We start from the raw sequence: 13,834 nt of genomic DNA, 5'->3' as shown, positions 1-13,834 counted from the left end.
CTACTTCGCTGGTTCAGTTAATTTGGAAGTGTATCTAACGATCTTGGGACGGCGATGAAACAGGAGGCCATCATATAACTCAAACACGCTGTTGTGCTGTTCGATCAATCCGGATTCCCGGTTATATCCTGCCGCCATTCCCTTATGTCGCATAACTTCGACAACACGCATCTCCCAGATCTCTGACTCTACAGGTTTGCCTACCGGAGGATCGAAGGGGAGTCCTCCATAGCTTTGGACGCCACTCCATTTACGATCGAAAATGATTGGTTTCTCAAGAGCACTCCCATTCAAGTGGGTTACATGAAAAAGTAACAGATGATAGACATCACGCCCTCGAGGAATTTTTCCTTTTTGCCAATAACCACGAATAGTAGAATACTCGCCCAATGGTTTTCCGAGTCGGCCGATAATCTGATACTGGTCGCGCAAATTGTAGAAGCTGATATCCCTTTTTTGAGGCGATGATATAAGCCTGCTGTCTGCCACCGTTAATTTTGCTAACCTGCGATTCGCCTCTTCCTCATTCATGCTCCGCACCTTGACATAATTCAATTCACTGGTGAGTTCCAAAGGCAGGAACTCTTTCTCGAATTTAATTTTGATACCGGGCAGGACACCAATCGATTCTGGCAAACCGGATTCCTTCCAGAAATCATCAGGGGTTCCAAAATATTCCAGGGATTCCCAGACTCGGTATTCATATATGAGGGAATGGTCTGGATCGACTCTTGATTGATCGATTTCCCAAGGTAACGCCACTTTGAAATGCCGTTCAGGATAGAGCTGGGGCTCCGTCAATTGCTGAAAATCTACATGGGTGACTTCAAAAAACAACTGACGCCCGGAAAAATTGAAACGCTTCCATGTTCCATGAATCGTATGAAATGTTCCTACTGGTTTTCCGAGTCGGCCGATAATCCGGTAGTCGTTCTTTAATTCATCAAAATGAATCTCGGGGCGAGGCGAGGTATTTTCCTGAGGCTGCTCAGGTGTTTCTGCGGACAAGAGAGATCCGAACAACAGAGAAAACAGCATCAGCCATCCGGCTGACTTTCGATTACCTAGTGGTCTCACTTCCCTGCGCCTCCGTTTGTTCCCAAAACTTCCTAAGTACCTCTCGCATTTCAGCACCGGGTATCATAGTTTAGAGCGTGGAACCGGGCTAGTATTTTTTGACACAGACTTTACGCACAGTAGATTATGGGCATGACGGAATCCGAAGCCAACACCGATCCCCACCCTGACAGCAGGTTGGATCGGGTTGTTGCGCGGATCACCGCTGCCATCACGCTGTTGTTGTGGGTCGGGCTTAGTATCTGTTACGTCTGGCAGCCGGATGTGTGTGCTGCGGTAACCGTTTATCCGAGCTGGTGCTGGTTTGGCTGTGGTGTGGGACTGGCGCTGATCTTGTTACGGGCGCAGCGCAGACGTTTCGCCCTGGCGTCGATCGGGCTCTGGTTGCTGTTCCTGGTGGTGTTTGCGGATACGCCGCTCAGCCTCTGGCGGGGAACATGGCATGATGCCGATCCGGCCTGGCGGGAACAGGCGGGAGAGTGGGTTCCATTGCGGGTTATCTCACTCAATGCACATGGCAGCAGTCGCGCGGTGGCGGCACTCGAACAATATCAGGCGGACCTGATTCTGATCCAGGAAACGCCGAGTGTGATTCAACTCCGCGACATCAGCCAGCCGCTCCTGGGAGAGGATGCAGGCCTGCTGGCGGGTGTGGACTCTTCGATTTTGAGTCGCACGCCAATCCAGCCGCTGGCATCGACGGTCAGCTTTGTGATTGGCAGAGTGCGCCTGCAGACCGGTCGCGAGATCGCCGTGGTTTCGCTGCGACTGACACCGCCTCCATTCCGGTCGGATCTGTGGAACCCGGAATGCTGGCGTGCGTATCGTGATCAACGGATTCAGCAGCGGGACGAACTGCGTACACTCAGTCGCCGACTAACAGAGCTTCCGGCAGACCTGCCGCTGATCGTGGGTGGGGACTTCAACGTCAACCCGCGGGATCCGATCTTCGGGGAACTGCCTCCACGGCTGCGCGATGCTTTTACGAGCGCGGGAGCGGGCTGGGGCTGCACGATTACCAACGCGGTCCCCTTCCTGCGGATTGACCAGGTGCGGTGCGACACTCGCTTTCAGCCGGTCCGCGTCGTAGCCCAACAGGCCGAAGACACGGACCACCGGGCCGTGATCGCGGATCTGCTGCTGGACTGAATTGACAGACGAACACGTATTACGTGGCCAAACTCTCTGCCTTTTTTTCGTGCATAATTTGCGCGCATATTCGGCATATGCTCTCCGGGCAGGCACAGATTGCCTGTTGTCTTCCCGGCAGCAGACAATTTTCTCCAGATTGGACGTCTGCAGGGTGTCAGGTCGGAAGGGCTCTATTTCCGGGGGAATAAGTGGTGAAAATCCCGTACCTCTGCTTCCGGGTGTCCAAAACATCCGTTCCGGGTTCAACGGGAAGTCGATTGTGACAGTAAATCGGGTTATCAGCTGCGGTTTGGCACACCTTCTGCTATTGTTAAGAAATATTCTTCTTCACAGGAAGTTCTGAGCCAATCTGGTGTAAGCTCGCGGGCGATTCACCCGCCGAGCGACTCCAGTTTCGAAATCAATCACATAAACATAATTAGATATAACCTCACTCAGAATCTCCGGATGCGGGTTCCCTTGAGCGGCACGTGGCAATGACTGCCCGGCGACGTGAACGGATCAGGCCGCCAGGCCCGCACTCTTGATTATCCTGGATGAATCTCCGTTTCACCGGTGATGCGCTTCACGTATGAGTGGTATCGGCCGGTTGTTTTGTCAGTCGTATTAATCGCCCTATGAAAAGGTCAAAACAGTGAACACAGCAACTTCGAGTGCGTCCACTTCGTATTCCGGTGGCAGCAATGGCACCAAAACCACCGTTGGTTCAACCCGTTCCGCCGCCATCGCCGCAGTCACCAGCTACAAGCCAAGTTATCCTCCGATGAACTACAAAGAAGAACCCACCGCACAGCTTTTCAATGCCAACGTCTTCTCCAAGTCAGTTATGAAAAAACGACTGCCGAAAGAAGTCTACAAGAAGCTGGTCAAAACCATCGAAGCTGGTGAGAAACTGGACTGCTCGACTGCAGACGTTGTTGCTTCCGCAATCAAAGACTGGGCCATCGAAAAAGGTGCCACTCACTACGCACACGTTTTCTACCCCCTGACCGGTTCCACCGCAGAAAAGCACGACAGCTTCCTCTCTCCCGATGGAGACGGTGGTGCGATTGCTGAATTCAGCGGTTCACAGCTGATCCAGGGTGAGCCCGATGGTTCGAGCTTCCCGACCGGTGGTATCCGTGTGACATTCGAAGCCCGCGGTTACACCATCTGGGACGTCACCAGCCCCGCTTACATTCTGGAAAACACCAACGGAACCACACTGTGTATTCCGACCGCATTCGTTTCCTGGACCGGAGAAGCTCTCGACAAGAAAACTCCCGTGCTGCGTTCGATGCAGGCTCTGAACACCCAGGCACAGCGAATTCTGAAGTTGTTCGGTCATACTGACGGCAGCCTGGTTTCTTCGACCGCCGGTCCCGAACAGGAATACTTCCTGGTCGACAAGAACTTCTACTATGCCCGTCCCGACCTGCTCAACGCCGGTCGTACCCTGTTTGGCGCCAAGCCTCCCAAGGGACAGGAATTTGACGACCATTACTTCGGTGCCATCCCCGACCGTGTTCTGTCTTTCATGTTTGAAGCCGAACGCGAACTGTTCAAACTGGGGATTCCCGTTAAAACCCGTCACAACGAAGTGGCTCCGGGTCAGTTCGAAATTGCTCCGCTGTTTGAATCTGCGAACATCGCAACCGACCATCAGCAGCTGCTGATGACCACGCTGCGACGCACTGCAGAAAAACATGGCATGGTCTGTCTGACACACGAAAAGCCTTTCGCTGGCGTGAACGGTTCAGGGAAACACGTCAACTGGTCAATGGGTAGTTCCTCTCAGGGCAACCTGCTTGATCCTGGCGATACTCCTCATGAAAACGCACAGTTCCTGCTGTTCTGTGGTGCCGTCATCCGTGCGGTTCACAAGTTCCAGGGCCTGCTGCGATCCGTTGTCGCATCTGCCAGTAACGACCATCGTCTGGGTGCTAACGAAGCACCTCCAGCCATCATTTCAGTATTCCTGGGTGATCAGCTGACTGACGTCTTCGAACAGATCAAAGCCGGTGGTGCTAACTCTTCAATTCCGAAGGGTACACTGACCGTCGGCGTCGACGTACTGCCTCCGCTGCCGAAAGATGCGGGCGACCGTAACCGAACCAGCCCGTTCGCTTTCACCGGTAACCGGTTTGAATTCCGTGCTGTCGGTTCCAACCAGTCTATCGCCGGTCCGCTGGTTGCGATGAACACCATCGTCGCTGAATCACTGGATTACTGTGCGACTAAACTGGAAGAAGCCACCGGTGGCGATCCTGCCAAACTGAACTCTGCCCTGCAGACACTGCTGACCGAGATCATGAACGAACATGGTGCCGTCATCTTCAATGGCGACGGTTACAGTGACGAATGGCACGCTGAAGCGGAAAAACGGGGTCTGCTGAACCTCAAAACCACCGCAGACGCTCTGCCGATTCTGCAGACAGAAGAAGTCAAAGAACTGTTTACCAAGTACAGCGTCCTGTCGGAACGCGAACTGGAAAGCCGTCTGGAAATCTACCTTGAGCAGTACGTCATGTCGATCAAGGTCGAGTACAACCTGACACTGAAGATGGCCAAGACCATGATCTTCCCGGCTGTCATCCGTTACCAGGGCGAACTGGTTTCCAACTGTGCCAGCCTGAAAATGCTGGACTACGAGTTCGACACCAAGACCCTGGACAAGGTAACTGCACTGGTTAAAGCCCTGCAGGACAGTATTGGCGAACTGGAAGCCGCTGGTGCCGAAAACGGATCGGAAGATCTGCTGGCCGAAGCGAACTACTACTGCCATACGATTCTGCCGCTGATGAACAAAGTCCGCGAATATGCAGACGAACTGGAAGGTATTGTGGCCGACGATCTGTGGCCGCTGCCAACCTACCAGGAAATGCTGTTCATCAAATAATCGTCTTGATGAATAAGCTGGATTTTTCGGAACAGGAGCCGACCGGCACAGTGCTGGTGCGGCTCCGTTCCTATTTGAGCCACCGCCTTCGATTCCTTCCCGCGCGTTGACGAGCAGACGAGCCATGACGGAACCTGAATCACACATTTCGACCGCAGGGAATCAGCGCCGACCTCGTCACTCAGGTCCGTTCCGCAAAATCATCACGGGGATCTCGCTGTTTTTCGCAATCTGTCTGATTGCTGTCATCGGCTATGTTGCTGCAGGCTGGAAACTCGAAGACTCAATCTACATGGTGATCATCACGATCTTCGGCGTCGGCTACGGCGAAGTGCAGCCGGTGGAATCATCGGCACTGCGCGCGTTGACCATCATGGTGATCATTGCCGGCTATGGCGCGGTGATCTATACAATCGGCGGTTTCATGCAGATGCTGATTGACGGTGAAATCAACCGGGCACTGGGAGCGAGAAAAATGGCGAAAGAAATTGAACGCATGCAGGGCCACACGATCATCTGCGGCATCGGTCGCATGGGATCGATTCTGGCCAGAAACCTGTTCGCCGCGGGAAAACCATTTGTGGTGATCGACTGTGACGAGCGTCGTCTCAAGGCGGCTGAGGAACAGGGCTACTGGGTCATCTACGGGGATGCTTCGGAAGAAACGACTCTGGAACAGGCGGGCATCGCTCGCGCTGCGGTGCTGGCGACGGTACTTTCGGAAGATGCGACCAACGTATTCGTGACGATCACCGCCCGCGAGATGAATGCGGACCTGATGATCATCGCCCGGGGTGAAAATCCGAAAACCGAAAAGAAACTGCTGGGCTGTGGTGCGAACCGGGTCGTGCTGCCCACCGCGATCGGGGCAAGCAAGGTTGCGCAACTGATCATGCGACCCACCGCGGAAAACATGCTGGAAGAACTGACCAGCGAAGGCGCCATCAAAGATGAACTGGGGCACTTCGGTCTCCAGTTTGAAGAACTCCAGGTCACCGCCGGTTCCGCGTTTGTGAATAAGACGCTGGAAAAGATTGAGGTCCGCAGCGAACGGGGCTACCTGGTGGTCGCGATCCGCCGAGCCAACGGCGATGTAGAAAAAGATCTCACGCCGGATACGACACTGCAGGAAGGGGATACCGTGATCGTTTTAGTCCATGATACCGACGTGCCCCGCATGACAGAGAAGTTCGCTTCGAAGGGAATCAAGATCCGCTATCGAGGTGCGACCGCGGAGATTTGAGATCCGGTTCACCTCATCTCAACCATGCGCGACTGCCCCATTTTCAGGCAGGTCTGTCGCTGGCGCATGACCTTCGAGTGCTTCCAGCCGGGTGCGGAGTTCGTCGTTTTCTTTCTGCAGTTGTAACAGATGGAGTGTGACCAGATTGAACAATACGAATATCCCGATCGCAACAAATTCAGTGCCCTCACGGCTGAACCAGATTGCGATCGAGGAAAAGACAGCGGTGACCAGGAGCATCCAGGGGTTCATTCTTTGCATGGGTCAAACCTTTCGAATTGCAACAGTTTACTTCCGGACGGGCTACTCAATCGGAACCAGCCAATTGAACGCATGTTACATACCAGCTATGATAACAGCCTGACGCAGTGTGATACAGCCGAAACTGTGATCTGCCTGCCCCGTGAAACATGAATAAGGAGATTCTGTCCGATGGCAATCAAGCGATGTCTTTTTCCAGAGCGAAATACCTTCCGGGGATTGCGTTTTCCATGCGCGGTTCTGATTCTGTTAACGTGTGTCTCCACAGCTGGCCTGCAGACTGCCCGGACCGATGAGGCGGAGCCCAGGAAAACACGTCCCGAGCAGAAATGCTTTATTAAATCGCTGATGTACTTTAATGAGGTTTCCTGGAAAGAGGCTGTGGATATTTCAAGTGAGTATCATCGTGCCCTGAATCAGTTCGATTCAACAAACTGGAGTATGCTCAGAAAATATCAGGCCCCGGGGTTTTCTGGTCCGGGTCCCGGCCCGTTAAATCCCCCGGTCAACAATGAAGATGCGATGATTATGCTTCTCGGGTATATGCATTCAGGAAATAGAATCGGAGAATTGATCGACGCACTGCTGGATAAAATCAACCAGAAACAAAAAACCTATTATTTTCCTTCAAACAGATACAAACTGTTCTGTCGTGAACAACGCCCGGCCTATCATGCCCTCTGCTATATGGGGCCCAATGTAGTCCATGCCACTTTAAGAAAAATTGGCCAGGAACCGGAGAAAGAAAACCGCTACTACATGGCCAAGTTACTATGCCAGGTTTTGCGCAAAAAGTTTGCGTTACTCTATCTGGAAGACCAACAGGAACAGGTGGCTGCGAATGATAAGCTCACGGCCGCACAGAAAACGGAAGCACTGGCCCGCTACAGCGAAGCGATTGCGGCGGTGAAAGAGATGGAAGACAGAGTACGCCACTGATGTTTCTGTTGCACTAAAAAATAAATAACTAATTTCCAGAGATAGAGATCAATGAACTCTTTCACACAATTCCTATCGGCGACGCTCAATGTTTTCGAAGCCCAGAAGCAGATGGCAGAAGCCGTGGATGGCATCGTGGCTGATTATCAGCGGTGAGCGTGCCTGCCTTCATATCTGCTCGATCTGCTCTATTTCTGAGTGACACTTCGATCGGCATAAATGGTCATACAGCCACAGCACCAGTTATCTTCGATGCGGCACTGGGGAATGAATCGATGCAGTTCTTCAGCGGTATCCATGTCAATTTTGCTGCGATAAAAATTGAGTCTTTTCAGATGTTCCAGATGGCGTAACTGCAGCAGTCCCGCATTCGTAATCGGCGCATTATTCAGCTCCAGTCTCTCGAGAGTTCGACATTGACCGAGGTAACCCAGTCCCTCATCGGTCACAGGAAAACCATTCAGGTCCAGCCCCTTGAGATGCGGTAAGTTCTGGAGCAGTTTCAGGCTTGTCATGGAAAACTGCGGCTTTTCGGTTTGTGGCGGCCAACCCCTGTTAAACGAAATTTCTTCGAGTGATGTCACGTTCCCCAGTGCAGCCCAGAGATCATCCGAAACGAGATCCACCTGCACTGTGATTTTCTTGAGGCTGCTCATATTTTTCAGACATGCCAGGTCGGCTGGCTGAAGCTGACTGGGGTCTCCACTGAGATACAGCTGATCGACCTGGGCACAATGGCTGATTGCTTCCAGAGCTGGCGCATTGATGAGCCCCACCCTCAATTCGTTCAGAGTGGGAACCTTTGCCAGGGCAAGCAACCCCGATCGGTCGAGCGGAGCTTCAGAGTTTTTCCCGATACCGATCGCGAGAATCTCCAGTTCAGGCAGCGCCTGCAGGTGTTTCAGTTGCGAGGTATCGCTGATTCCGCGTGTGAGAGTCACATCCACTTCCCGGATCTTTTTAAAATGAGTCAGATAAATCAGGTGACGATCTTCAATCCACCGGTAATCTGGAAACGGTGGTTTCTGCAGCGATTTCAAGCGTGGCAATAAGCGGAGGTCGGCATCATCAATCTGAACTCCCTTTAGTTCCTGCAGGGGGAGCTTTTCAAAATCACCAATCGTATTATCATCCAGCACCATCCGTTCAACCGACAGGCTCTTCAATCGTGATAACCGACTCAAGTCGGGCAGGAGGGCGGCGGTCAAAGAGGTCTGACTCAGGTTGAGCCTCTGCAGGCTGGTCAACTGCGCCAGCGACTCTCCGCAGGCATCGGTAAATTTAAAATTGCCGCTCAGATCGAGATGTTCTAATTTTTTCAAAGGCTCCAGGTGACGCAGCCCTGCATCGGTCAGCTGGTAATTCACACTCAGGTCGAGATAACGCAGTTTTTTCAAATGCCCCACGTGACGCAGGCCGTCATCTGTGAAGTGGTTTCCCTTAATCGTATGCACGCCCCGCAGCGTCAGCGTCTGCACTTCGGGCAGTTCTTTCAGAACGGTCAGATCTTCATCGGCCAGGGGGAGTCGCTTCAGGAACAGCCAGTACACCTGCCCATGCTGATTCTGCTTCCAGCGAGCTCCCAGCTGTTTCAGTTTGTCCAGAGTTGCCTGAGACGTCGGCGCTGGAGGCGGAGCCTGCTGCTGTACCATGGGGGTTTTGACTTCGGGAGCGCGGTGCCAGACATAGGCAGCGCAGACGGCTGTCATACAGAGGGTCAGCAGCACGAGAAATTTTCGGGAGGGTTTACGCATCGCTCTATCATAATCGATCAACCAGAGCAGAAGACAGCCTGCTTACCAGAATTTCCACCAGGGTTTGTCTGGAGTGGTAGAGAGAGTCTGGCCGTCCGGGAAGATGATTTCCCCCTGGCTGCTCACGCCGAAGAAGCCTACCTGGTGTTTTTCAGCGAGTTGCCTGGTGACGAGATACGCTTCATCCGCGCAGGACCAGGCGAACGCAATATAAATCACGTGGGGTCCGATGGAGTAATCGGACATGTGCGGATCATCCACATCATCGGTGGCCAGTGGCCCGTTCATGGGCGGCCAGTTCTGGATCATCTCATCGAACCAGCTGCGGAGTTCGGGTGTCGTTCCGGCGGGATCGTTGTAGTCATAAGTCTCGGACCAATCGACCTGTGTGGAGTACCAGTCAAGAAAGGCCTGTTGCTCGCGTGGTGCCGCCTGTGAGTCGAATACCAGTAAATCGTAGCTCATCGCAACAATCCTTGATGAATCGGGATTACAGTTCTGGGAGCCGTTTAGCCTTTCATAATAGCCAGGCCGGTCGCTTGCGAAAAGCCGATTTAATCTTCAGACTGAGACTGATACAGACAACTCACGCGGAAAGGGATTTTAGATGGAACATTTCTCTCAATTCATGTCGGCGACACTCAATGTTTTCGAGGCTCAGAAGCAGATGGCGGAACGGGCGGTGGCACAGGTTTCTGATGAGGGGCTCCGCACTGCTCTCGACGCGCATACGAACTCGATTGCGGTGATCATGAAACATGTCGCCGGGAACCTGATTTCGCGATGGACCGATTTCCTGACGACCGACGGCGAGAAGCTGGACCGGAACCGGGACGACGAATTTGTGGATTCATTCTCAAACCGGGACGAGCTGCTGGTCTACTGGGAGCGGGGTTGGGGGATACTGTTTGATTCCCTAAAAAGCCTGTCCCCCGGCGATCTGGAAACGACCGTCTATATCCGAGGGGATGCCCACACCGTGCCGCTGGCGATCCAGCGTTCCCTGGGACACACCTGTTATCACGTAGGACAGATCGTGCAGGTGGCCCGGATTCAGGCCGGCGATGACTGGAACACACTGACGATTCCCCGCGGCCAGTCGGAACAGTTTAATCAAGAACGCTGGGGAGAGGGGAAGCCGGGAAAATGACCTGAGTGGACTTGCGCTCCTTGTAATGCTCAGATTTTAGAGAGCAACAAACCACGAAGAAGAATGGGTGGGCTCGAATGTAATTCGGGCCGAGCGCAGCGAGCAGGAGGTCGCAGTTACCGCGTCGAACCTCAAACCGATTTTTCCTTGCTGAACGGAAACAGATTCAGGCGCAATACAGCACCAGTCTTCGCTCACTACGCAACCTCCTGTTGTCTGCGACAACCACGAATTGCATTCGCGGCCACCCGCTGCTGGTTCTGGAAACAGTGTTTTACATTTTACCGGTGGCGAGTGCCATTCTGCTCACTTGGTTGGGGCGTCTGTTCCCTGTTCGATTTCCAGCAGGCGTTTTTTGCGCCAGAGGCCGCCGCCGTAACCGGTGAGGGTGCCGTCGGCTCCGATGACGCGGTGGCAGGGGATCAGAATCGCGATGCGGTTATCGCCGTTGGCGCGGGCCACGGCTCGGACTGCGGTGGGCTGCCCGATGATCTCGGCCTGTTCGGAATAGGAGCGGGTGGCACCACAGGGAATGGTCCGCAGGGCGTTCCAGACTTTTTCCTGAAACTCGGTACCCGCCAGGACCAGGGGGAGATCGAAGTCGGTTCGTTTCCCGGCGAAGTAAGCCTGGAGCTGGCCGTCGAGCTGCGGGAACCAGGGACTGTCGCCGGGGAGTGCGCGGGCGTTGAGTCGTTTCTGCAGGCGGTTGAGCTGCGTTTCGAGCATCCGCCGATCGGTGAATTCGAGCAGGCAGATCCCCTGCTCTGTCGCGCCGGCCAGCATCGGTCCCAAGGGTGTCAGCAGGCGACTGACGTTGATCACCTGCTGGTCATTACTTCTGGCGGGCGCGTTGCCCATCGCTTTTTTGAAGCTCTCGCCGAACCCGCTCAGCGATTCGTAACCGCTGTCGAGTGCGGCGTCGGTTACCGTGGATTTGTGTTGCAGCTGGCTGAAGGCCTGGTTGATCCGCCGCATCCGCAGGTAGGAGGCGAAGCTCATGCCGTGCAGCTTTTGAAACCAGCGGCGGACGCGGACCGGGTCGAGGCCCCGTTCCCGCAGGTCGTCAGCGGTCAGGCGGAGAGTGGCGTCCTGATCGACTTCTTCAATCAGCGGCTGCAGCCAGTCGGGGGTGGAGCCGAGTGAGACGAGCGGGCGACAGACCTTGCATTCCCGGTAGCCGTGCGCGAGGGCAGTTTTCGCATTGGCGAAGTATTCGACATTCTCCGGTCTGGGTTTGCGGGCCGAGCAGGAGGGCCGGCAGAAAATTCCGGTGGTGCGAATGGCGGCGACGAAGACGCCTTCATAGCTGCTGTCCCGCTGGACCAGGGCGGCGTACATCGTCTCCCGGTCCGGCAGCGATTCGGTTTCGGTAACTGGTCGATCTGTCTGTTTCATCTCGGGAAGTCCTGCAATATCTGGTGACTGTGCTATCATGGTATCGGTTCACCAGAGCGTGACAACCGGGAAATGAACAGGGAATTGGGATTTGTGGGATCAGCTGAAGTCTCTATTGATGTTCCCTGTCCGTAAATTATGTGATGAGTTGAAGTACAGATATTTAGCTTTTGAATGAAAGCCTCACTATGAATTCCCCTCTCACACGTCGTCAGTTTCTGCAAACCGCGGTCGCTGCCACTGCTCTGCCTGCAGTGGTGAGGGCTGCGGATTCGGAAATTCCCTCCATCGGTTCGGAGCGTCAACTGTTTCTGGATGATCTGCTCCTTGATACCGGGCGGACCCGCGGCGTGACGCGGCGGTTGAATTCGCCGACTGCGATTGAGCGAGTGCTGAAACCGGAGCAGCCTTCCGCAGCGCTGGGGTTTATCTTTTACTGCAGCGTCGTGGATGACAACGGGACCGCGAAACTGTTTCATGGGAGTTATGACGCGGAGAAGAAGAAACATTTCGCCCTGGCGACCAGCAAAGACGGCATTCACTGGGAACGTCCGCAACTGGGGCTGAAGGAATACCAGGGGAACCGGGAGAACAACCTGCTGCCGGTAGAGGCGGTGGAAGCGAGCGTGTTCCTCGATCCGCGTGCCCCGGCGGAGAAGCGGTATCGGCTGCTGTATTCCCGGTACTGGCCCGATCCCCAGAAGGCGGGCGTGTATGTGGCTTCGTCGCCGGACGGGGTGCACTGGAGTGAATCGGAAACGCGGATGCTCCCCTTCGTGCCCGACAGTCAGCATTGCGGCCTGTGGGACGAGGCGTTACAGAAGTATGTGATTTATACCCGCTGCTGGAATCCGGTGCGGGCCGTCGCGCGGGTGGCCGTGAAAGATCTCGAAACGCCCTGGCCTTATGACGCGTCCGTTCCGCCGTACCATATCTGGGGCAAAGACAAAGTTCCCACGTTGAGTCGTGAACTGGAAACGGTGATGGCCCGCGACGATGATGATCCGCCGGGCGTGCAGCTGTATACGAGTGCCGCGGTGAAGTATCCCTTCGCCCCGCACGTGTATCTCGCCTTTCCCGCCGCCTACCAGACATTCAAAGGGCCGGACTGGCAGGACCGCGCGCTGAACGGTAATGACGGGACGTTTGATGTGCAGTTTGCCGCGAGCCGCGACGGCGTCAACTGGCACCGCTGGCGAACGCCTTATATTCCTGCGGGCTTTTATGACGGACTGGACCTGCGGCTGGTGAGCATGGGACAGGGGCTGATCCGCCGGGGCCGCGAGCTGCATCAGTATTTCGTCGGCTGGCCGCACACGCATGGCCGGCCCGTGGTCTGGGATCGGGATCTCAAAGACCGGGCCGCGTGGCTGAAGAAGGATCTGGGAGGCATCTATCGGGCAACGCAGCGCGTGGACGGTTTTGTCTCGCTGGATGCAGGTTATCCCGGCGGCGTGGTCACGACAAAGCCGCTACGATTTACCGGCGATTCCCTGCGGCTCAACCTGAGCACCGCCGGCGCGGGAGGTGTGCGGGTGGCGCTGCTGGATCTTGAAGGGACTCCCCTGCCCGGTTTTGGTCGCGAGGATTGTGCGTGGATCAACGCGGATGAGATCGATCACCGGGTGGAATGGAAGTCCGGCAGTGATCTGAGCCGACTGGCGCGGCAGCCGGTACGTGTGGAATTTACGCTGCGGAACGCCCGGCTGTTTGAGTTTGAGTTTGGTGAGGCGGGGTAACGCGTGGACTGGTCAGGGTAGAATGGTTCATTCTGTTCCCCCTGCCAGTCTGAATTCTATTGAGAGTCCCCAGGCGGGAGGACACATGGGTCCTCCCCTACATTTCTGGAGATCGCATGCTGTTGCCGGGTTGATCGCTTGTGCTGACAATTTCCTGCTCGCTGCGCTCGGCCCGAATTTCATTCGGGCTTACCCATGATGTTTGGTATCGGTAGATGATATTCAAGAGCGACCCTTCGTTGTTCC

At 54.8% G+C, this 13,834-nt stretch carries 11 protein-coding genes; 6 read left to right on the top strand and 5 right to left on the bottom strand.

What is annotated here, in order from left to right:
• Window positions 1-1,038: a hypothetical protein gene (locus RID21_RS21820; protein WP_350192566.1), complete on the bottom strand. Its 1,038-nt coding sequence runs from the start codon at window positions 1,036-1,038 to the stop codon at window positions 1-3.
• A 171-nt stretch (window positions 1,039-1,209) separates the two neighbouring features.
• Here RID21_RS21820 and RID21_RS21815 point away from each other — a divergent pair, with 171 nt between their 5' ends.
• From RID21_RS21815 to RID21_RS21805, 3 genes are all read left to right on the top strand, one after another.
• On the top strand, window positions 1,210-2,226 hold the full coding sequence (locus tag RID21_RS21815) for an endonuclease/exonuclease/phosphatase family protein (protein WP_350192564.1): 1,017 nt from the start codon (window positions 1,210-1,212) through the stop codon (window positions 2,224-2,226).
• Between the two features lie 766 nt (window positions 2,227-2,992).
• Window positions 2,993-5,107 carry a glutamine synthetase III family protein gene (locus RID21_RS21810; protein WP_350192602.1) on the top strand — a complete coding sequence of 705 codons (2,115 nt, stop codon included), beginning with the start codon at window positions 2,993-2,995 and terminating at the stop codon, window positions 5,105-5,107.
• A gap of 124 nt (window positions 5,108-5,231) precedes the next feature.
• Window positions 5,232-6,350, top strand: coding sequence for a potassium channel family protein (locus RID21_RS21805; protein WP_145438938.1), 1,119 nt, complete (start codon window positions 5,232-5,234; stop codon window positions 6,348-6,350).
• Window positions 6,351-6,368: 18 nt separating this feature from the next.
• Here the strand turns inward: RID21_RS21805 and RID21_RS21800 are convergent, their stop codons facing one another.
• Window positions 6,369-6,611, bottom strand: coding sequence for a hypothetical protein (locus tag RID21_RS21800; RefSeq protein ID WP_350192562.1), 243 nt, complete (start codon window positions 6,609-6,611; stop codon window positions 6,369-6,371).
• 441 nt (window positions 6,612-7,052) lie between these two features.
• Here RID21_RS21800 and RID21_RS21795 point away from each other — a divergent pair, with 441 nt between their 5' ends.
• Window positions 7,053-7,550, top strand: a complete 498-nt coding sequence (locus RID21_RS21795; protein WP_350192561.1) for a hypothetical protein — start codon at window positions 7,053-7,055, stop codon at window positions 7,548-7,550.
• Between the two features lie 188 nt (window positions 7,551-7,738).
• Here RID21_RS21795 and RID21_RS21790 read toward each other — a convergent pair whose 3' ends face one another.
• Together RID21_RS21790 and RID21_RS21785 are read right to left on the bottom strand one after the other, a co-directional pair.
• Window positions 7,739-9,304 (bottom strand): leucine-rich repeat domain-containing protein, encoded by a 1,566-nt coding sequence (locus tag RID21_RS21790; protein ID WP_350192559.1) that lies wholly within the window; start codon window positions 9,302-9,304, stop codon window positions 7,739-7,741.
• 42 nt (window positions 9,305-9,346) lie between these two features.
• Window positions 9,347-9,769 carry a hypothetical protein gene (locus RID21_RS21785; protein ID WP_350192557.1) on the bottom strand — a complete coding sequence of 141 codons (423 nt, stop codon included), beginning with the start codon at window positions 9,767-9,769 and terminating at the stop codon, window positions 9,347-9,349.
• 142 nt (window positions 9,770-9,911) lie between these two features.
• On the opposite strand from RID21_RS21785, the gene RID21_RS21780 reads away from it, so the two are divergent.
• Complete coding sequence (locus tag RID21_RS21780; protein ID WP_350192555.1) at window positions 9,912-10,454, top strand: DUF1572 family protein; 543 nt, start codon at window positions 9,912-9,914, stop codon at window positions 10,452-10,454.
• Window positions 10,455-10,760: 306 nt separating this feature from the next.
• Here RID21_RS21780 and RID21_RS21775 read toward each other — a convergent pair whose 3' ends face one another.
• On the bottom strand, window positions 10,761-11,849 hold the full coding sequence (locus tag RID21_RS21775; protein ID WP_350192553.1) for a bifunctional transcriptional activator/DNA repair enzyme AdaA: 1,089 nt from the start codon (window positions 11,847-11,849) through the stop codon (window positions 10,761-10,763).
• Between the two features lie 188 nt (window positions 11,850-12,037).
• On the opposite strand from RID21_RS21775, the gene RID21_RS21770 reads away from it, so the two are divergent.
• Window positions 12,038-13,588, top strand: a complete 1,551-nt coding sequence (locus RID21_RS21770) for a glycoside hydrolase family protein (protein WP_350192551.1) — start codon at window positions 12,038-12,040, stop codon at window positions 13,586-13,588.
• Window positions 13,589-13,834: the final 246 nt, after the last annotated feature.

It is taken from the genome of Gimesia sp. (assembly GCF_040219335.1).
GTDB lineage: Bacteria > Planctomycetota > Planctomycetia > Planctomycetales > Planctomycetaceae > Gimesia.
Note: the sequence above shows the minus strand (reverse complement) of the source record. Positions and strands in the feature narration are given on the sequence as shown.

Coding starts and splice junctions, on each gene's coding strand:
- RID21_RS21820 (WP_350192566.1), bottom strand. CDS start 1,038: ATGCTGTTTTCTCTGTTGTTCGGATCTCTCTTGTCCGCAGAAACACCT.
- RID21_RS21815 (WP_350192564.1), top strand. CDS start 1,210: ATGACGGAATCCGAAGCCAACACCGATCCCCACCCTGACAGCAGGTTG.
- RID21_RS21810 (WP_350192602.1), top strand. CDS start 2,993: ATGAACTACAAAGAAGAACCCACCGCACAGCTTTTCAATGCCAACGTC.
- RID21_RS21805 (WP_145438938.1), top strand. CDS start 5,232: ATGACGGAACCTGAATCACACATTTCGACCGCAGGGAATCAGCGCCGA.
- RID21_RS21800 (WP_350192562.1), bottom strand. CDS start 6,611: ATGCAAAGAATGAACCCCTGGATGCTCCTGGTCACCGCTGTCTTTTCC.
- RID21_RS21795 (WP_350192561.1), top strand. CDS start 7,053: ATGCTCAGAAAATATCAGGCCCCGGGGTTTTCTGGTCCGGGTCCCGGC.
- RID21_RS21790 (WP_350192559.1), bottom strand. CDS start 9,304: ATGCGTAAACCCTCCCGAAAATTTCTCGTGCTGCTGACCCTCTGTATG.
- RID21_RS21785 (WP_350192557.1), bottom strand. CDS start 9,769: ATGAGCTACGATTTACTGGTATTCGACTCACAGGCGGCACCACGCGAG.
- RID21_RS21780 (WP_350192555.1), top strand. CDS start 9,912: ATGGAACATTTCTCTCAATTCATGTCGGCGACACTCAATGTTTTCGAG.
- RID21_RS21775 (WP_350192553.1), bottom strand. CDS start 11,849: ATGAAACAGACAGATCGACCAGTTACCGAAACCGAATCGCTGCCGGAC.
- RID21_RS21770 (WP_350192551.1), top strand. CDS start 12,038: ATGAATTCCCCTCTCACACGTCGTCAGTTTCTGCAAACCGCGGTCGCT.